Raw genomic sequence first — 19,525 nt, 5'->3', positions numbered from 1 at the left:
CAATACCCCATAGGTGTATTATACAATGAGGGTACAGAAAGGATGGTTGAGATGAAAAAAGAAACGATCCAGGTTGAAGGCATGAGCTGCGGCCACTGTGTCTCTGCAGTAGAAGGCGGCGTTGGTGAACTGCAGGGCGTTTCTAATGTGAAAGTAAATCTTGATACTGGAGCCGTAGATGTAGAATATGATCCAGAAGTAACCTCGCGAAAAGATATTGATGAAGCGATAGATGATCAGGGATACGATGTGGTATCCGCGTAAATAATAAAGAGGAGCGGATCGTGGCTGCACGGTCCGCTTTTCTATGCAATTTTTATTTGCAAAATACTATACGGGGGTATAATATTAGAAGAAAGCTTGTAAGAAAGTGAGGTGCCATGATGGAAAAGCAGACAGCCAATAACCTTGCTCATTGGAACGCATCCATAGAGGGCATGACCTGCGCAGCCTGCTCCCGAAGGATTGAAAAGCAGGTGGGGAAAATGGAGGGTGTGTCGGAAGCCTCTGTTAATTTAACGACCGAAAAGCTTTCAGTGCAATACGATCCAGACGAAGTATCGCCGCATGACATGGAAGAAAAAGTAGAACGGACCGGATACAGCGTCCGCCGCAGCGAAGCGGTGTTTGACGTTACCGGAATGACCTGTGCGGCCTGTGCCAACCGGGTGGAAAAGAAGCTGAATAAACTGCCCGGAGTGTCAGAAGCTTCTGTCAACCTGGCGATGGAGCGTGCAACGGTGCACTACCTGGACGGGGAAGTTTCTGTAGAAGATATGGAACAGGCAGTAGATAAATTAGGGTACGGGTTAACCGAACGAACCGGGGAAGAGACCGTAGATCCGAGAGAAAAGGAGCAGCGGAAAAAAGGATGGCAGCTGCTGATTTCTGCGCTTTTGACCCTGCCGCTTGTATGGACAATGGTATCCCATTTTGGATTTTTGTCCTTTCTCTGGTCTCCGGAAGTACTGATGAACCCATGGGTTCAGTTAGGCATTGCAACGCCGGTTCAGTTTATCATCGGTTCCACGTTTTACCGGAGCGCCTATAAATCTCTGCGAAGCGGCAGTGCCAATATGGATGTGCTGGTCGCATTGGGAACCTCGGCTGCTTATTTTTACAGTCTGTATTTTGTGCTCACTGGCAACACGTCTGAGGGCCTGTATTTTGAAACATCAGCTGTGATCATTACACTTATTCTTCTTGGCAAATGGTTCGAAGCGAAAGCGAAAGGACGTACTTCGCGCGCCATTAAATCGCTGCTTTCCTTAAAGGCGGAAACCGCACTGGTTGAACGCGGCGGGGAAGTAACAGAAATAAAAAGTGAAGAGGTTCAGGTGGGCGACGTTGTCCATGTGAAACCGGGCGCGAGAGTGCCGGTTGACGGGGAAGTTATGGACGGCCGGTCGTCTGTGGATGAATCAATGCTTACGGGTGAAAGCATTCCGGTGGAAAAAGACAAGGGAGATCCGGTGATTGGTGCAACGGTAAATGGAAATGGACGTATCCGCATGCGCGCCACCCGGGTCGGCAAGGATACGGCGCTGTCGCAAATAGTCCGGGTCGTCGAAGAAGCCCAGGGCGGAAAGGCAGAGATTCAGCGCCTTGCGGACCGCGTGTCCGGAGTGTTTGTACCGATTGTGATTGGCATCGCACTTTTGACCTTTCTCGCCTGGATCATTTTTGTGGAGCCGGGAGCGCTTGAAGCAGCACTTCTGCCTACCATTGCTATCCTCGTTATTGCCTGCCCGTGTGCGCTCGGCCTGGCCACGCCGACGTCCATCATGGCAGGGTCCGGCAGAGCTGCTGAAAACGGTGTGCTTTTTAAAGGCGGCCAGTATTTGGAAAGCACCGGGGCAGTGGAAACGATTCTTCTTGATAAAACCGGCACAATTACGAAAGGAGAGCCGGCAGTGACTGATATTGTACCGGCACTGGACTGGACAGAGCAGGAGCTGCTAAAGCACGCCGCCGGAGCGGAGCAGTCCTCCGAGCACGCGCTGGCTCAGGCGATTGTCCAGGAGGCAGTACAGAAAAATATTACGCTGCAGCGTGCATCTTCGTTTGAAGCAATTCCCGGCAAAGGAGTGCTCGCAGTCACAGGCGCCGGTACCGTAGCAGTTGGAACAAATGCCTGGCTGGCGGAGCGCCGCGTGGAGGGCATTCCCGAAGGATCTGAAAGCGAAAAGATGGAAGCCGAGGGCAAAACAGTTATGGGTGTAGCAGTAAACGACCGCTTTGCCGGCTGGATTGCCGTCGCTGATACTGTGAAGGAGACGTCCAGGCGGGCAGTAGAACGCATGCAGGCAGCGGGGCTTGAAGTCGTCATGATCACTGGTGATAATGAGAAGACTGCCCACGCCATTGCAGCAGAAGTAGGGATCGACCGCGTGATTGCGCGCGTGCTTCCTGAGCAGAAAAGCAGCGAAGTAACGCGTCTGCAGCGTGAAGGGCGGCGCGTCGCCATGGTCGGGGACGGCATCAATGACGCTCCAGCGCTTGCGACAGCGGATATCGGCATGGCTGTAGGCACAGGCACGGATATCGCCATGGAGGCAGCCGATATTACGCTCATGCGCGGGGATCTGAACAGCGCAGCAGACGCCGTACTCATGAGCCGAGCAACGATGAAAAACATTAAAGAAAATTTATTCTTTGCGTTTGTGTATAATTCTGTCGGCATTCCTATTGCCGCTATCGGCCTGCTCGCTCCCTGGGTGGCCGGGGCAGCCATGGCGTTCAGTTCAGTTTCCGTTGTACTGAACGCCCTGCGCCTCCAGCGGATGAAAATTTCATAATACAAACAGGCAGGGCCAGGCGGCTCTGCCTTTTGTAATCGGGCTGGGTGGAAAGTATTATGAATCCTGTTCATTACTATATGACTATTAATTTTCTTTTTTTTAAGCTATAATAAGCAGGTAATCTTAGGTCTAATATAACGGTTTGGGTTTCGTGCACAACATTTTCTTAATGAAAAAGTAACTCAAGGAGGCTGTTTAAAATAGCTGCAAACTGTATGTCCCCGTCTATAGTAAACGCTAAAATTACCAATTCTGACTCTATCGATAAAATCACAAAATGCCTGTATCAAAGCGCTACCACTGAGCTTGGCCGGTTAACTGCTTCTATTAACAGTGCTCAGGCAGAGCTAAATTTATTAATGCAGGAGCTTCAAAAATTTAAAAATAAATCCGTTTGATGGCCGAGCTTTAGCACATCTGACAGAAGGCTTATCTATACAAAAAACAGACAGTGGCGCCTGGCCCTGTCTGTTTTTAGTCTGCCCCCATTTTTTTATCCAGGAGGGCGGCTATAACGAACATAAAAATCATACCGATGCTTACGACGAATAAGTCGGGACCGATCCAGCGGGTGAATACCATGCTTAAAATTAATACAGAGAAAAAGGCGATAAAGGTTACATTCGCCGCTGCGAACCGGTGCCTCCGGCCGTGCTGTTTAATGCGTGCAATGACGTAAATAACGGCATTTAACGCCAGGCCGATAAATAACAGGTAGTACAGGTTTAAGGTCAACTCCATAACTCATCGATCTCCTCAATTACATTCTGGTATGTATGCGCGCCCGGGCGTTTTTCATATCACTTTATATGGTAACATGAACTTGAAACAGGCGGTAGAAAAGATAAACTGTGCTTTCGTATGCTACACTGGCTGTAGAAGTTAGTGAGGGAAGGAAGGAACAACGACAATGCAGATAGAAAAATACGAAGGCATGCCTCCAAGCGAAGTGCTTCAGGGCATCTTATATTTACACGCTCAGCTTTTTGAAAAAATGGAACCGATGCACCAGACCCTTGAGCAGGCGGAAGCGTCTCTTGTGCAGGTAGCCAGAGAGGAAGGGAAAATCCTCGGCTACGATATCAGCTACGCAAAAGACGAGGGCGTATGGTACAGCTGGCTGAACGGCATGGAAGAAGCGTTTGAAGATGATGGATGGAGAAGCCGTCTCGTCGGCAATGTGCTTATTCATGCCCGCGAGCAGGGGTACCAGGTTGTACAGACGAAGCTCGCCCACCAGTACCCGGAATTCATTGACATGCTTCAGGCAGCAGGATTTCAGGTGAAAGAGGAGCTGCCGGATGAACGTATCTGGCTCGAAAAGAAACTGTAGTAAACTAAAAGAGGCCGGCCCGGCCTCTTTTTTCATAGGAAGAAATCACGTTTCTTCTCCCGTTGCTTTTCAAACTCGAAGGTATTCGGCATACTGGTGAGAAAGAAAGGGGGCCAAGGCATGAAAAATATGGAAGTGGGGCTGCTGATCCTTCGGGTGGTGACGGGCATAATATTTTTAGCGCACGGAGCAGATAAATTAATGAATGGGATGAGTGCTTCTGCTGCTTCGTTTGGCAGCATGGGTATGCCGGATGGTACAGCGCCTACTGTGGCAGTCATCGAAGCCGTGGGCGGCGTTTTACTTATTCTGGGAGTGCTGACACGGGTGGTCGCCGGCCTGTTTGCGATAATCATGCTCGGAGCAATCGTGACGGTTAAATGGCAGCAGGGGCTGGTTGGAGGCTTTGAGCTCGACCTGATACTTATGGCTGCTTCTATCCATCTGGTGCTTGCCGGAAGCAGGATGCTTGCCTTAAAGAAACGGAAAAAGAAAAAGGTTTTCTAAAACAGTAAACGACCAGCGGAACGTCACCCCCGCTGGTCGTTTATTTCTTTACGCTTTCTCGTTGGAGGTATAAGGCTCCATCTTTTTCCACTGCGTGCGGATTGTCGACGAAGCGACACCATACCGTTCCGCTATTTCTTTTTGCGTGCCGCCGCCTACGGCGTATTCAAGAGCAGCTGCCTGGGCTTCCGGTTTGCGGATCACTGGATTTTCCTGTTCGCAGAACTGAATCCACAAATCCGAAGCTGCAGCTGCTGCATCCGTGGACAGCCGGGAAGAGCTTTCAAGCGTCTCAATCACTTTCTGCTGATCCTCGTTTAAAGCACCAGTCGATGCCGAAGCGGCTTCTTTTGTTTCGGTTTCGGCACCGTCCTCTGTTTCAGCGGAAGGGGAGGCGCTATCTGCTTCCTGGTATTTATCCTGCAGGTCATCCTTGAGCGTGCGGAGCACGTCCGGCAGATGATGAGTAATCCAGCCTGCTTTATCCGCTTCATCGTCCGGCACAGAGCCGGTAACGCTTTTGATGACATCATCGGCGAAGTCGGGATGGAACGGCAGCAGACCAAGCATCGGGTACCACTTATCCTCTACAGGAACTAAAAAGGCAAGGAATACAATGTTTTCCTGCAGATCGCGGAAAAAGGACAAAGGTTCAATATGGTGAACTTCTTCGCTCAGCAGGTCAGTGACTTCGTACCAGTCGTCGGTCATTTTATTCAGGCGGAACAATGACAGGTTATGTCCGGTCCAGTTGGAATAAAGCCGCTGGAGCCGGGGATGCTGATTATTTTGCTCGATCTGCTGGTGAATATTCATCCATTTCCGGCGTTCGTTGCCGTGCAGTAAAAAGTCGGCAAGCGCCAGGTTTTGGACAAATTTATGCCAGGCGTAAGGAAAATAATTCGGCCGGTAGACGCGGCGGTAATAATGGCTGAAATCCCTCCGGCTGTCTTTGTTGGCAGCGGCGGCAAGATCCAGCTGTATGTTGGTTACTTCTTCGGTCGTATAAGCTGGCTGGTTGGCGGGATCGCCGCAGCATTTTTTGTATTTTTTTCCGCTGCCGCAAGGGCACGGGTCATTTCGTGAAATACTCATACATTCAAGCTCCTTCTCACTAGTATGTTGCTATTCCTTCAAATTCTAACATACATTGCCCCAAAATGGGGAATCACTGCGCTTTAAGGGCCTGCGGACAGAGAAAAACCCTCCACAGCGGAAGGGCTATTCAGGCTTTAAGTTTGTTTTAATAAAGGGATCGCTTAGTTTGTTGTCTGCCCGTTCGCGTTTTCCCATACACGGCGGAGCGTATCTGCGCTGTGACGGAAATTATCCGTTTCTTCTTCGTCCAGCGGTAGTTCGATTACTTCCCGTATACCCTCGCGGTTAATTACAGCCGGAACGCCAATGCACAGATTGTGTTCTCCGTACTGTCCCTCGAGATAGGCACTGACGGTCAGAACGCTGTTTTCGTTCTTTAAGATGGCGTTTGTGATGCGGGTAAGGCCCATAGCAATGCCGTGACTCGTAGCGCCTTTACGTTCAATGATTTCATAAGCAGCTCCGCGCACGTCTTTAATCATCTTTTTTACTTCATCTACGCTTTTCCTTTCCTGCTTCTCTGCTAAATCCAGAACGTTCCGGCCGCCCACGTTAGCCTGGCTCCAGACGGCAAGTGAGGTATCCCCGTGTTCACCAATGATATAGGCGTGAGCATTCTGGGCGGCAGTGTCGAAGTAATCACTCAGCATAAACCGCAGGCGGGCAGTATCAAGAATGGTGCCGCTCCCGATGACTCTTTCACTCGAAAGCCCGCTGAACTGCTGCGTGGCATACGTAAGGATATCCACAGGGTTAGTAGCGATAAGAAATATCCCGTCAAAGCCGCTGCCCATTACCTGTCCGACAATATTTTTAAAAATTGCTGTATTTTTGCCAACAAGGTCGAGACGGCTCTCGCCGGGTTTTTGGTTGGCACCGGCTGTAATACATACAATATCGGCATCCCGGCAGTCTTCATACGTGCCAACCCACGTTTTGGTAGGATGGGGCGCAAAGGCTTTGCCGTGGTTCAGGTCCATCACGTCACCTTCGGCTTTGCGTTCATCCAGATCGATGATCACGAGCTCCTCAACGACAGCCTGATTAATTAACGAAAATGCATATCCGCTGCCGACAGCTCCGGCTCCGACAACAACAACCCGGTGGACGTGATTTCTTTTCATGTATAAAATCCCCTTTCGAATTTAAATCATGTGAATACCTGAGCAATATTTATCTACTTGTATTGTGCACTATTTCACAAAAGGATGCAAGCAGGAAGATTATATAATTGTGAACAAATAATGAAATTAAGTATTGGTTAGGTTTTGCAAAGGGAAGAGTCAGAAAAGAGGAGGAATGTTTCAATGGAAAATACATTAAAATACGCCCTCCCGGCAGCATTGACATGGGCGGTTATTGGACTGCTTGCCGGCCTTAATCTGGAGCGGGGATGGCTGTGGGTGCTAGCTTTTGTAGTTTTTGGTTTCCTTGTCAGCTTTGTTACGATGATAATTGCGCAATGGATTATTTCAAAAATAAATATGTAATTAACTCCGGAATAATTAGGGAAAGGTATACGTAACGATTCTAGACAAAAAGGAGCGTGTGGAGATGGAGAGAACAAACAGCCGGCGGCCAGTCATAGCTATAACTGGAGCGAGCGGTTACATCGGAAGAAATCTGATGACGGAGCTGAAGAAGCATGCAGATATTATTGCCCTGTCGAGAAATATAAGCACAAAAGAAAACGAAGAGCACGTAACGTGGCGCTCGTGTGACTTGTTTTCACTAAAGGACGCAGAGAAAGCACTTGAAGGCGCAGATTACGCGCTGTACTTAGTTCATTCTATGATGCCGACGTCCAAATTAACCCAGGGCCGGTTTGAGGATATGGATGTCATTCTGGCGGATAATTTCGCGCGCGCTGCCGAGCAGCAGCAGGTAAAGCAGGTCGTTTATTTGAGTGGCATCATTCCTAAGGCCGACCGGTTGTCCCGTCATTTAAGCAGCCGCCTGGAAGTCGAAAATATCCTAAAGTCGTACCGTACCCCGGTAACTGCCATACGGGCTGGATTAATCGTAGGTCCGCAGGGATCGTCATTCCCTATTCTGGCAAAGCTGGTGAAACGGCTGCCGGTGATGATTCTTCCGAAATGGACACAAACAAAGACCCATCCGATCGCCCTCTCCGATGTATTGAACAGCCTGCAGAAGAGCATCGGGGAAGAGTCACTCTACAACCGCTCCATTGATGTTGGAGGCCCGGATGTCATGACGTACCGGAAAATGATGGGGGTCACATCACAGGTGATGGGGAAAAAGCGGTACGCAGTTACTGTTCCGTTTTTCACCGTGCGTCTTTCCAGACTGTGGGTAAGTGTGACGACTGGAACGCCGAAAAGCCTTGTCTACCCCTTAATTGAAAGCCTGATCCATCCGATGGTGGCCGATCCAGCCAAAAGTGTAAAAGGGATTAGTGATGGAAAAGTTTCATTCCGGGAGGCGGCAGAAAATTCCCTGCGTGAGAACAGGAAAGATCAGTCCTCCATCCTGGCACGCCTGAAGCCGGCGCCGGTGGAACGGAATGTGCGCTCCGTCCAGCGCGTGACGATTCCAAATGGCAGAGACGCAGACTGGACGGCACGCTACTATATAAAATGGCTGCCGAAGCTTCTGCGCCCGTTTGTAAAAGTGGAAACGACCGACCGTTATCAGTATGGGCTCCGGCCTGCTTTTATGAAAAGAACATTTCTTGAGCTTTCTTATTCCAAGGAGCGCAGTGAAGAAGACCGCGCGCTGTATTATATTACCGGGGGGCTCCTGGCTCAGGTAAACGAAGGAGAGCGGGGCCGGTTGGAATTCCGTAAAATTCCTCATACCAATCAGTGCATTGTAGCGGTCCATGACTACGTCCCGGCTATGCCATGGTATTTTTATCAGTACACCCAGGCATTTATTCACCTTTGGATCATGAACCGCTTTAAAGCCCATCTTGAAAAAGACCAGTGGACGCTAAGAGAATCCTATCCGCTCCAACCGGAGTCATAAATTTTCTTGTTTAATTATAATTTTTTAAAGGAACATGAAACATGATATAAGTAGTTTCCACACAGAAGGGAGACGGTGCCGTATGAGCACCAACCAGTTGATCCGTGATTATTTTGTCAATCACGCAGCGGAGATGGCGAAATCATGGTACGAAACGTTAGAGGAATCAGATAGAGAATCTGTTTACGCAACCACGGATCCAAAAGAAGTCGAGGAGCTGAAGGCCCAGACCTACGAATTTCATTTACACTTTTCAAGCATTTTTGTTGAAGACTGGAATACGTGGGAGAATACCTTAGCAGTATGGATAGATGGCATTATAAGCGATCCTAAGTACTTCCGTACGAAGGACGCGCGGGTTGTCCGGGAAATGATGAGGCACCGGGAGCAGTATACAGCCTATTTGAAGCGTTTTTACGCTGAAGAGCATACCGAGCTTTCCGCCAATATGAAAGAACAGCTTCGGGAGGTCGTCACAAACGGCGTGGACCAGATTATTCTTTCGTATGTGGAAAAATCCAACCGGCTGCTCCTGCAGAAGCTGGAAGCTAAAGAAAGCATCATCAATGAACTGAGTGCACCAATCATTTCGCTGAATAAATCCTCTGCCCTTCTTCCGTTAATAGGAGAAATTGATGAAGAAAGGGCCGCAGTAATACTCGAACACTCGCTTGAGGCGTGTGCGAAAAAACAGGTGTCCGAACTTTTTATTGATCTATCCGGCGTAGCCGGTATTGATACCCATGTTGCCCATCAGATTTTCGGCCTGATCCGTTCGCTGAAGCTGATTGGCGTGAAGCCTGTCCTGGCAGGGATGCGTCCTGAAATTGCCCAGACCTCCGTCAATCTCGGCATTAGCTTTAAAGATGTGCCGATCGCTTCGTCGCTTGCCCAGGCTATGGATCAGGAACACTACAAAGGCCGGCACCCTTTTTAAGGGGCGCCGGCCTTTCTGTGTTTTCAAAACAAATGGACGCTGTTTTTAGACTTTTTCTACAACGTACGTTGGTTTTTCAACGAATTCTTTTCCGCCAAGTTCCTTCGAATGATCGAAATAGCCGCCGAATTTATAGACGACTTTGTACTCGCGGTCAGGTTCTGTAAACAGTTGATTTTCGTTGTTAGAAATAACCGTGACATGATTGTTTTCTACAAAGCTGTCGATTTCACTCGCTTTATAGTTCGTACCTGCGGTTAGTTCGGAAACGGATTGGCTTCCCATATATAATCGCTCCTTTGTTTAATAATTTGTCCACTAGTACAATTACCCGGGATGAAACTGTGTTAATCATACGATTTAATATCCGCCCCGGATGCTTGGCTCCACGTCCTCTAAATAAAACTTCGTCAGCTTCTCCTGCTCCTCCCTGGAGAAGGAAGGCACACTGACTGCTTCGAGGCTGTCAGACACTTGTTTTTCATTCCGGAATCCTGGTATGACGCAGGTAACATCGTCATTATCCAGAATCCAGCGAAGAGCAGCCTGCGCCATCGTACCCCGTTCCTCTTTAATCCACTGGAGGGAGGAACTGAGCTCCACGCCTTTTTGAAACGTAAGGCCGGCAAAAGTTTCCCCGACGTTGAAGGCTTCCCCGTCCCGATTGAAATTGCGGTGGTCATCTTCAGCGAAAGTCGTTTCCTGCGTGTATTTCCCCGTTAATAGTCCGCTGGCAAGCGGTACACGGGTCAGGATGCCGACACCCTGCTTTTTCGCCTGTGGAAACAGTCGTTCTGCCGGCTTTTGGCGGAAAATATTGTAGATCACCTGAAGGGCCTTCACATTCGGATAACGCAGGCATTCCAATCCCTCTTCCACTGTCTCCACGCTGACCCCGTAATGACGGATTTTTCCTTCTTTCTGCAGATCATCAAGCACCTGAAACACCGAGCCGTCTTTTAAAATATCAATCGGCGGGCAGTGAATCTGATAAAGATCCAGGCGTTCGCGTCCAAGATGCTTCAGCGTAGCGTCGAGATAAGCAGTGACGCTTTCCTTCGAATAAGTATTTGGGTCATTGATATCGCCGCCGCGGGCAAACTTGCTGGCAACATGTACTTCCTCTTCCTTCCCTTTCGTTGCTTTTCCGATCAATTCCTCGCTGTGTCCGTCCCCATACACGTCAGCGGTGTCGAAAAAATTCACGCCGGCGTCCATGGCGGCCTCGAGGCCCTTCAGTGCTTCGGTATCATTTGTTGCTCCCCAGGCTCCGCCAATGGCCCACGTGCCAAAACTCAGTTCACTTACGTTCAAATCAGTATCTCCCAATTGCCGATATTTCATATCGTCCACCTGCCTTTTAATCAAAGTATGATACGCTATTCCCGTTCTGCAAATATTTAAGCGTTCTCATGATTGATGGTTTTGATTTGATGCAATGTTTCCTATAATAAAAATAGCTCACTTTAAAGGAGGCGGAGTCCGTGTATTTATTTAAAGAAAAACCGATCAGAAATACGATTGACGTTAATCAACAGGCCCTTGCTCTCATTGAAGACGGCTTCCGGCGCCTGCAGGCAGGAGAGGTAACCATGCCCCCGGTTCTTAGTATGCCAATTGCTGACAAAAACGGTGAAATGGACGCAAAAACGGCGTATGTCAAAGGCATGGATCAGTTTGCCCTGAAAATTTCGACCGGTTTTTTCGACAATCCGGACAAAGGACTTCCAAGCCTTAGCGGCATGATGCTGTTATTTCATTCGGATACCGGCTTCCCGGCAGCGGTACTTCAGGACAACGGATATTTAACCGATGTGCGTACAGGCATCGCCGGTGCTGCAGCAGCAAAGTATCTGGCTAAGGATGAGGCGAAAATTGCAGGTATTGTCGGCACCGGTACGCAGGCGCGCTTTCAGCTTCGGGCGCTGAAAATGGTGCGGCCTTCAATTGAGAAAGTCTACGTGTACGGACGCAAAAAAGAACGGATCGAAGCGTATCAGCGCGAGATGGAGCACGAGCTTGGCGTTACGACAGAAGCAGCCGATCTGGAAACGGTAGTACGAAATTGCGACGTGCTCGTAACAACGACACCGGCGACGGAGCCGTTTATTAAAAAAGAATGGCTGCACCCGGGACTCCACATTACTGCTATGGGCTCGGATGCCGCAGAAAAAAATGAAATCGAGCCGGAGGTGCTGGGGGCGGTGGACATTCTTGCCTGTGATGCTGCTTCGCAGGTGTTTTCCATCGGAGAACACCGGACGGCCAAAGAAGCGGGAGCCATTGATGAAAGCAGCACGGTGGAAATTGGGGCGATCATCAGCGGAGACACGCCCGCCCGGGAAACGATGGAGCAGATAACCTTTTGCGATCTTACGGGCACCGGGGTGCAAGACACAGCTATTGCTGTCTACACGTATGAGCAGCTCAAAGCGGCTGGAGAAGGACTTGAAATAACAGAAGACGAATAAACAGAGAGCGCCGGGGGCCATAGACCCGGCGTCTTTTTTATGCCCTTTGCAGCGGAGGGGGGGTGGCGATTTTTGGGAAAAGTTATATAATTATTTGTAAGCGATTTCAAAAAGGGGGCTGCAGTTATGGGCAAACGGCGAAAGCATTGGATGTTTGCGGTTTTCTTTTTCGCGTGTCTGGCCAGCCTGGTGGCTACCGTTTATTTTGGAACAAAGGCTTTTTACGTGGAACCGGTAAATTCAGAGGAGAACGAAACATACCAGACGAGAGTAGCGCTCATTATGGAAGAGGCGGGAAACCCCTACTGGGAGCAGATTAAAGAGGGAGCCGTCGAAGCCGGCAAGGAATCGGGAATTTACGTTGAAACGCATGGCCCTGCCAAGGCGGATAAAAATGAACAGCTTGAAACGATGAACCGGATGATTGAAAGCAACGTGGATGCCATTATCACCCAGGGCATCGATGATCCGGTTTTTCAGGAGCTGGTGCAGAAGGCGCTCGAAAAAGGCGTGCCGGTTCTTACAGTAGACAGTGATGTACCCGGCAGCGGGCGGCGCGCCTATATCGGCACAGATAATTATGAAGCCGGCATTTTAGCAGGCGAGGAGCTTCTGCAGAAGACAGAAGGAACACAGCAGGTCGGCATTGTTTCGGGAAGTGCGCAGGCAGTTAATCAACAGGAGCGGGTGAAGGGTTTCCGGGACACGGTGGAAGCAAGCGGGCGTGTGGAAATTAAAGATATCGGTTATTCCGGGATATCTGAGATCGGGGCCGCCCAGGCCACGTACAGTTTATTAAAGGAGCATCCTTCCATCACGGCAATGTACGGCACAAGTGCCCTGGATGCTATCGGCATTTCCCAGGGGATTGAAGAGATTGAAGGTGCCGGTGATCTGTATGTGATCGGGTTCGATACGCTGCCTGAAACAGTACAGCTGCTTGAAGAAGGAAAAATTGACGCCGCGGTCCGTCAGCATCCCGGGCGGATGGGAGAGCAGGCAATCTATGACGTGGCCCGGCTGCATCAGCAGCAGCACGTACCGGCAGTGCAGCATACAGAGACAATTATCTGGCGGGCTTCTGAAGCTGCCCGGGAAGGAGAGCTGGAGCAGTGATACGGTCTATTCGCTCGAAAATGGTGTTCTTTTCCTTTGCATTTATTGTGCTCTTTAACGCAGTAGCAATCGGTATCTACTGGAGTTCGGAGCGTATTACCAATGAATACAGCTCAAGCTTTGACCGTTTTGTATTACTTAATTCCATTTCCCGCCAGGCTGAAGAATGGACGGCTGCGACTCAGCAGGTCGCCACCAATCCTTCTCAGGAAACGTGGGCTGCTTATTATCAAGCATCCGGGGAAATGAAAGCTCTGACGAAAAAAATCGCAGAAGAGGAAAATCAGCCGGGATCGGTAGAGATGCAGAGCTACATGCAGCTGCTTGAGTCGCTCGAACAAAACAGCGAAACGACTGCCGGATTCGTGCTCCAGGGAGATATTGAAAAATACGGGGACAAGCTTGCGGAAACCGAGCAGTCGAATACGTATATCCAGGAAAGTACGCTAACCCTCATCGACCAGTCCCTGACAGATTATCAGCAGCTCTATGCCCAGCTGCAGGAGCGAAATACCGCATTCGGCTATTTTATCATTTGCTTGTTTGCCACATCGCTGTTGATTGCGGCTTTTATCGCATTCAAGTTTTCTTCAAGCATTACAAAGCCCGTGCACGAATTGTCCCAGGCGGCAGGGGAGGTCTCACGCGGCCATTTTCAGGGGGAGCCGCTCCGTATTCGTTCTGGAGATGAACTGGAGCTTCTCGGCCACACGTTCAACCGCATGCGTACAGATCTTCATACGTACGTGGGCGAAATGGAAAAAAAGGCCGAGATGGACCAGCTCATGAAGCAGCTCGAGCTGAAGCATCTGCAGAATCAAATCAATCCGCATTTTTTATTCAATACGCTGAATACCATTTCGAAAATGGCTTATTTAGAAGATGCAGAGGAAACGTCGGAATTAATAGGGTCGGTTTCTTCTCTGCTCCGCTACAGTTTGGGGAATATCGAAAAAGAAGTAACGCTTCGGGAGGAAATTGAGGTGATCCAGAGCTATTTTCACATACAGGAAACAAGGTTTCGGAACCGCTTATCTACGCATATTGATATCGAAACATCGGAGCTCGATCTTCCAATCCCGAGGCTAACGCTGCAGCCGGTGATTGAGAATGCCTTTATCCACGGGGTGGAAGGCATGGAGGAAAATGCCGAAGTACGGGTACAGGTGCGCATGGAAGACAACCAGATCGTCGTCCGGATAACAGATAATGGAAAAGGGATGAACGAGCGGCAGCGTCAGCAGCTTCTCGGTGCCGGTAAAGAACCGGAAGCGCATATTGGCCATTCGACCGGCCTCGGCATGCAGAACGTCCGCAGGCGCCTGGAATTGTTTTTTCACGCTGAAGCGCTGGTGGATGTGGCCTCTGTGCCGTCACGCGGCACCACAGTAACACTTCGTATGCCTTTCAGAGAATGGCAGACAGGGGGGCAGGCAGGATGATACGACTACTGATGGCAGAAGACGAATGGCTTGAACGAAAAGCGATGAAAAAACTGATAGCGGCACACTTACCGGAAATAGAAGTGATAGGAGAAGCGGAGAACGGCCTCGAGGCGGTAGAGCAGGCCACCCGGAGCAGGCCGGATATTATGCTGATGGATATTAAAATGCCGGGATGTAACGGCCTTGAAGCCATCCAGCATATCCAGCAGAAAGTTCCTGGTATTCACTTTATTATGGTCACCGCCTATGATTCCTTTGATTACGCCAGGGAGGCACTTAAACTGGGCGTGAAAGAATATCTACTGAAGCCCGGCAAAAAAGATGAGACTATCCAGACACTCGAACGCGTACAGACGGCTGTGCTCCGCAGCAGGCAGGAGCAGAAGCAGTACAGCCACAGACTGCAAAAGCTCCTTTTTCAAAGTGTCTGCCACGGAGAACCGCATGAAAATTATGCAGAGCTCCTGGCGGAAGCAGTGCCCCGTGCTTCGTACGGTTTTGCGGCAGTGATGCGTGAAGAGGAAGCGCCGGAAGATATAGAAGAACGACTGGCGCAGTGGACGAGTGATGTCTTTCTCACAGACCGTCAGCCGAACGGCTGGTTTCGGGCATTTTTCTTCCACACGGGGAAAAGCAGAGGGTCCGAAGAGATTGAACGCCTTCGGCGCCGCATGCATTTTGAGCTCGGGAAAAAAGCAGCGGTCGGCGTCTCTCATAAAGAATACGAAATGAAGCTGCTGTTTCAGGCCTACGTGGAAGCTTTATCCGGACTTGAAAAAAACCAGGCGGCCATGCCGGAGCAGAGCAGCCAGTGGGTTTCCTCCATTGTAAATGCACTGCGGACAGGCGAAGAAAAATCCGCCGTCTACTATTGGAGTGAATGGTGGCACACCCATCCCCAAAAATCATCCCGGAGGCATTTGTGGCTTCAGCTTGAGGAGCTGGTCAAAGAAATGAACGGAACGCTTGAAGAAGATATGCCGTCTGACGCTGCCGAATGGAAACGGCTTCTTCATCTTGTAGGAGCTTACAGAGGTCTTCATTTCCAGGAGCATCACCAGATTGAAAAAGTGAAAGCTTACGTGAAAGAGCACTACGCGAAATCACTTCAGCTCGAGGACATGGCAGGATACGTGCAGTGGAGCCCGGCCTATTTTTCCCATCAGTTTAAGGAAGTCACCGGTGTCTCGTTTGTTGATTATGTCGCGCGTATACGGATGCAGGAAGCCAAAAGGATGCTTCAGGACCGCGAACGGCCATTAAAGGAAATCAGCATCAGCATCGGGTACAAAGACCCGAACTATTTCAGCCGGGTGTTTAAAAAACAGGTGGGGTGCTCTCCAAAACAGTACCAGCAGGGCAGAAAGTAATAGGATAAAGTAACCTAAAGATAATGCAGAAAATCAAAAGATTGTATAGAAAATAATTCCATACAAACATTGCAAGCTAACTTATAATCAAATTTGTAAGCGTTATCATAAAATATATTATTCCTGCAAGGGGGAGGGTTTATGTTGAAAAAAAGTGTTGGTCTGGTAGGGAGTTCACTGCTGTTGTTCGGTTTAGCAGCCTGTGGGGGAGGCGGCTCGGATTCCGGATCCGGTTCGGAAAATGAAGGAAGCTCCGGAGGATCCGGGGAAGGCGGAAGCGACGCTGAAGTTGAAATCTTCAGCTGGTGGACAGGCGCAGGCGAGGAAGACGGCCTGATGGCTTTAATCGACATGTTTGAAGAGGAGCATCCGGATATTTCGGTGGAAAACGCAGCTGTAGCCGGCGGAGCCGGCACAAATGCTAAAGCAGTGCTCGCAACAAGAATGCAGGGCGACGATCCGCCATCCACGTTCCAGGTGCACGGCGGTGCTGAGCTGAATGACAGCTGGGTTGCAGCTGACAAGATGGAGCCGCTCAATGATTTCTACGAAGAAGAGGAGTTAAATGACAAGTTCCCGGAAGAACTGGTCGATATGGTCAGCTCTGACGGCGATATCTATTCGGTCCCGGTTAATATCCACCGCGGCAACGTCATGTTTTACAACATGGAAGTGTTTGAAGAGAACGACATTGAGCCCCCAAGTGATATCGACGAATTTTTTGAAGTCGCAGAAGAGCTTGAAGCAGCAGGGGTGACCCCGCTTGCGATGGGCGATAAAGAATCATGGCCGGCTACACAGATTTACGAAAACCTGCTCCTTGCTAATCTTGGTCCAGAGGACTATGAAGCTCTTTGGGAAGGAGAAGTCGGCTTTGATGATGAGCGCGTAGCAACAGCTACCGAGCAGTTCGGGCAGATGCTTGAATATGTCAACGAAGATCATGCTTCGAGAAACTGGCAGGATTCAGCGCAAATGGTTGCAGATGGCGAAGCTGCCATGATTAATATGGGCGACTGGGCAAAAGGCTACTTTGTGAATGACCTTGGACTCGAAGTAAATGAAGGCTTCGGCTACACGCCGTTCCCTGGCACTTCAGAAGAATTCATGGTTATCACTGATACGTTCGGCCTGCCAAAAGGAGTTGAAAATCCGGAGCAAGTAAAAGAATTCCTGAGTGTCCTCGGTTCGAAGGAAGGCCAGGACACGTTCAATCCGTTAAAAGGGTCGATCCCGGCACGAGTGGACGCGGACGAATCTAAATATGACGAATACGGACAGGACACAATGGAAGATTTCCAGGAAACCTCGCTTACGCCAAGTCTTGCGCACGGTTCAGCTGCCTCTGAGGGCTTTGTGACTAAAGCGAACCAGGCAGTAAATATCTTCGTTACCCAGGGCGATGAAGAAAAACTGATGGAATCGATGCAGACAGCACTGGATGAAGAACAACAATAGGATGGTTAACAGAAAGAAGCCCCGTGCCGGTACAAGCGGTGCCGGGTTTCTTTTGTTCAAAGGAGGGATGGAAGATGGCCGACGAAGTAATAGACAAAGCAGCAGCAAAAGATCGGGTGAAACGTAAAAAGGCAGTCAAGGACCGCTGGTGGGCCGTGGCGTTTATCGCTCCCTCGTTTTTACTGGTCGCTGTATTTGTATACGGATTTATCGGCTGGACGGGGTACGTATCACTTAGTAACTGGAACAGCCTGACGCCCGATTTTTCGTTTGCCGGGCTTGCAAACTATATTTATTTATTCCAGGACTTCCGTTTTCAAGCGGATTTAAGAAACACATTGTTTTTCACTCTATTATTTATCGGATTTGTGATCGTGAGCGGTTTGGGACTGGCCGTGCTTATTGACCAGAAATTAAAAGCAGAAACGCTTTTCCGCAATATTTTTCTTTTTCCAATGGCGCTGTCCTTTGTTGTAACGGGCGTTGTATGGCAGTGGCTGTTAAACCCGTCTACGGGCTACAATACGTTTCTGGCGTTTTTTGGCATACAGCCGCTCTGGTACACCGATACAACGATTCTGGGGGGCTTTCAGTGGGGCAGTATTGAGTTTGGCCTCCCGGTCGCCATCATCGCGCTGGTTATTGCGGCTGTCTGGCAGATGACCGGTTTTTCCCTGGCGATGTATCTGGCCGGCCTGCGGGGCATTCCGGAGGAGCTCCGGGAAGCCGCCCGGGTCGACGGGGCGTCGGAGTGGAAAGTATACATGAAGGTAGTCATTCCGCTGCTTCTGCCGATTACCGTAAGTGTCGTTATCATTATGGCCCACATTTCGTTGAAAATCTTTGACCTTGTGTACGCCATGACTGGTTCGGGTGCGAACTTTGTGACCGATGTTCCGGGTGTGTATATGTTCGAAACAACATTCCGGGCTAACTACTATGCAAACGGGGCGGCCATTGCAATGGTTATGCTCATCCTGGTCGCCGTATTCATCGTACCGTACTTACTCGCCAATCGAAGGAGGGAGGGCTGATGGCCATTCGATTAACGCCGGTGTTCAAATACGCACTCGCCATTTTCATGTCGCTTCTGTTTTTATCGCCTATCTACGTTATCGTAGTAACCAGCCTGAAGCCGCTCGATGAAGTGAGTCTCGCTACGATGTGGGCGTTCCCGACAGCGATTGACTTTTCAAGCTACGCAGAAGCCTTTAGTGCTTTGGCTCCGAATCTGGCCAACAGCCTGTATCTGGTTATTCCAGCAACGATTTTATCCGCGCTGCTCGGGGCAATGAACGGGTACGTATTGTCCAAATGGAAGTTTAAAGGGTCGGAAATTCTCTTTACCGTCCTGCTGTTTGGGATGTTTATTCCGTATCAGAGTATCCTGATTCCACTGATTCAGTTTCTCAGAACCATCGAATTGTACAACTCGATTCCGGGGCTGATTCTCACCCATGTTGTATACGGTCTGCCGATCACCACCCTGATGTTTAGAAACTTCTACGCCAACATTCCCGATACAATGATCGAGGCAGCGAAAATTGATGGTGCTGGTTTTCTGCAGATATTTCGGCGCGTTATCATTCCGCTGTCCATTACAGGGTTTGTAGTGGTAGCCATCTGGCAGTTTACAAACATCTGGAACGAATTTTTGTTTGCAGTAACGATTACAAACGCAGACAGTCAACCGGTTATGGTGGCGCTGCAGAATTTATCCGGCAGCCAGATCGTGCAGTGGAACGTGCAGATGGCTGGTGCTATGCTTGCGGCCCTGCCAACGCTGATTGTCTATATTGTACTCGGAAGATACTTTGTCCGCGGGCTGCTTGCAGGCTCGGTAAAAGGGTAATCAAAGCTTCTCTGCTCCGGCAGGGGAGCTTTTTCGTGCCCGGGCTTTTCAATTGATCAATTTTCCCTTCTCAATGCGCGAAGACGTGTTAAAATAAGACAGTGATTAACCGGAACGTTAAAAGCGAGTACATGCAGGCATAGAGA

At 49.6% G+C, this 19,525-nt stretch carries 20 protein-coding genes; 15 read left to right on the top strand and 5 right to left on the bottom strand.

Going from position 1 to position 19,525, the window contains the following annotated elements; all coding sequences use genetic code 11:
- The first annotated feature begins 51 nt into the window (after positions 1-51).
- From copZ to CHL76_RS16905, 3 genes are all read left to right on the top strand, one after another.
- The gene (gene copZ / locus CHL76_RS02005) at positions 52-264 is read left to right on the top strand and encodes a copper chaperone CopZ (protein ID WP_022793956.1); all 213 of its coding nucleotides are present in this window, start codon (positions 52-54) and stop codon (positions 262-264) included.
- Between the two features lie 116 nt (positions 265-380).
- The gene (locus CHL76_RS02000) at positions 381-2,798 is read left to right on the top strand and encodes a heavy metal translocating P-type ATPase (protein ID WP_269845142.1); all 2,418 of its coding nucleotides are present in this window, start codon (positions 381-383) and stop codon (positions 2,796-2,798) included.
- Between the two features lie 218 nt (positions 2,799-3,016).
- Positions 3,017-3,199, top strand: coding sequence for a hypothetical protein (locus CHL76_RS16905; protein ID WP_079474654.1), 183 nt, complete (start codon positions 3,017-3,019; stop codon positions 3,197-3,199).
- Positions 3,200-3,275: 76 nt separating this feature from the next.
- Here CHL76_RS16905 and CHL76_RS01990 read toward each other — a convergent pair whose 3' ends face one another.
- Positions 3,276-3,542: a hypothetical protein gene (locus tag CHL76_RS01990; protein ID WP_079474655.1), complete on the bottom strand. Its 267-nt coding sequence runs from the start codon at positions 3,540-3,542 to the stop codon at positions 3,276-3,278.
- A gap of 169 nt (positions 3,543-3,711) precedes the next feature.
- Here CHL76_RS01990 and CHL76_RS01985 point away from each other — a divergent pair, with 169 nt between their 5' ends.
- Together CHL76_RS01985 and CHL76_RS01980 are read left to right on the top strand one after the other, a co-directional pair.
- Positions 3,712-4,134 carry a hypothetical protein gene (locus tag CHL76_RS01985; RefSeq protein ID WP_079474656.1) on the top strand — a complete coding sequence of 141 codons (423 nt, stop codon included), beginning with the start codon at positions 3,712-3,714 and terminating at the stop codon, positions 4,132-4,134.
- A 120-nt stretch (positions 4,135-4,254) separates the two neighbouring features.
- Complete coding sequence (locus CHL76_RS01980) at positions 4,255-4,641, top strand: DoxX family protein (RefSeq protein WP_079474657.1); 387 nt, start codon at positions 4,255-4,257, stop codon at positions 4,639-4,641.
- 48 nt (positions 4,642-4,689) lie between these two features.
- Here CHL76_RS01980 and CHL76_RS01975 read toward each other — a convergent pair whose 3' ends face one another.
- A complete protein-coding gene (locus tag CHL76_RS01975) occupies positions 4,690-5,736 on the bottom strand; it encodes an SEC-C metal-binding domain-containing protein (RefSeq protein ID WP_079474658.1) in 1,047 nt (348 codons plus the stop codon).
- Between the two features lie 164 nt (positions 5,737-5,900).
- Positions 5,901-6,863 (bottom strand): L-lactate dehydrogenase, encoded by a 963-nt coding sequence (locus CHL76_RS01970; RefSeq protein ID WP_079474659.1) that lies wholly within the window; start codon positions 6,861-6,863, stop codon positions 5,901-5,903.
- Positions 6,864-7,046: 183 nt separating this feature from the next.
- Between CHL76_RS01970 and CHL76_RS01965 the strand changes: the two genes are divergently transcribed.
- From CHL76_RS01965 to CHL76_RS01955, 3 genes are all read left to right on the top strand, one after another.
- Positions 7,047-7,229 (top strand): hypothetical protein, encoded by a 183-nt coding sequence (locus tag CHL76_RS01965; RefSeq protein WP_079474660.1) that lies wholly within the window; start codon positions 7,047-7,049, stop codon positions 7,227-7,229.
- Positions 7,230-7,293: 64 nt separating this feature from the next.
- Positions 7,294-8,730, top strand: a complete 1,437-nt coding sequence (locus CHL76_RS01960) for an NAD-dependent epimerase/dehydratase family protein (protein WP_094907705.1) — start codon at positions 7,294-7,296, stop codon at positions 8,728-8,730.
- Positions 8,731-8,812: 82 nt separating this feature from the next.
- On the top strand, positions 8,813-9,667 hold the full coding sequence (locus CHL76_RS01955; protein WP_158219031.1) for an STAS domain-containing protein: 855 nt from the start codon (positions 8,813-8,815) through the stop codon (positions 9,665-9,667).
- A 45-nt stretch (positions 9,668-9,712) separates the two neighbouring features.
- Here the strand turns inward: CHL76_RS01955 and CHL76_RS01950 are convergent, their stop codons facing one another.
- Together CHL76_RS01950 and CHL76_RS01945 are read right to left on the bottom strand one after the other, a co-directional pair.
- Positions 9,713-9,952: a hypothetical protein gene (locus tag CHL76_RS01950; RefSeq protein WP_022794616.1), complete on the bottom strand. Its 240-nt coding sequence runs from the start codon at positions 9,950-9,952 to the stop codon at positions 9,713-9,715.
- 75 nt (positions 9,953-10,027) lie between these two features.
- Entirely contained in the window at positions 10,028-11,011 is a 984-nt protein-coding gene (locus CHL76_RS01945) for an aldo/keto reductase (RefSeq protein ID WP_079474663.1), read from the bottom strand.
- Between the two features lie 140 nt (positions 11,012-11,151).
- Between CHL76_RS01945 and CHL76_RS01940 the strand changes: the two genes are divergently transcribed.
- From CHL76_RS01940 to CHL76_RS01910, 7 genes are all read left to right on the top strand, one after another.
- On the top strand, positions 11,152-12,138 hold the full coding sequence (locus CHL76_RS01940) for a cyclodeaminase (protein WP_079474664.1): 987 nt from the start codon (positions 11,152-11,154) through the stop codon (positions 12,136-12,138).
- 126 nt (positions 12,139-12,264) lie between these two features.
- Positions 12,265-13,254, top strand: coding sequence for a substrate-binding domain-containing protein (locus CHL76_RS01935; protein ID WP_079474665.1), 990 nt, complete (start codon positions 12,265-12,267; stop codon positions 13,252-13,254).
- Positions 13,251-14,696, top strand: a complete 1,446-nt coding sequence (locus CHL76_RS01930; protein ID WP_079474666.1) for a sensor histidine kinase — start codon at positions 13,251-13,253, stop codon at positions 14,694-14,696. The genes CHL76_RS01935 and CHL76_RS01930 overlap by 4 nt, the downstream gene beginning before the upstream one ends.
- Positions 14,693-16,069: a response regulator gene (locus CHL76_RS01925; protein ID WP_158219030.1), complete on the top strand. Its 1,377-nt coding sequence runs from the start codon at positions 14,693-14,695 to the stop codon at positions 16,067-16,069. The genes CHL76_RS01930 and CHL76_RS01925 overlap by 4 nt, the downstream gene beginning before the upstream one ends.
- A 141-nt stretch (positions 16,070-16,210) precedes the next feature.
- The gene (locus CHL76_RS01920; protein WP_079474668.1) at positions 16,211-17,527 is read left to right on the top strand and encodes an ABC transporter substrate-binding protein; all 1,317 of its coding nucleotides are present in this window, start codon (positions 16,211-16,213) and stop codon (positions 17,525-17,527) included.
- Positions 17,528-17,601: 74 nt separating this feature from the next.
- Positions 17,602-18,561: a carbohydrate ABC transporter permease gene (locus tag CHL76_RS01915; RefSeq protein WP_079474669.1), complete on the top strand. Its 960-nt coding sequence runs from the start codon at positions 17,602-17,604 to the stop codon at positions 18,559-18,561.
- Positions 18,561-19,379 (top strand): carbohydrate ABC transporter permease, encoded by an 819-nt coding sequence (locus CHL76_RS01910; protein ID WP_079474670.1) that lies wholly within the window; start codon positions 18,561-18,563, stop codon positions 19,377-19,379. The genes CHL76_RS01915 and CHL76_RS01910 overlap by 1 nt, the downstream gene beginning before the upstream one ends.
- Positions 19,380-19,525: the final 146 nt, after the last annotated feature.

It is taken from the genome of Marinococcus halophilus, from assembly GCF_002265875.1.
GTDB classification, from domain to species: Bacteria; Bacillota; Bacilli; order Bacillales; family Marinococcaceae; genus Marinococcus; species Marinococcus halophilus.
Note: the sequence above shows the minus strand (reverse complement) of the source record. Positions and strands in the feature narration are given on the sequence as shown.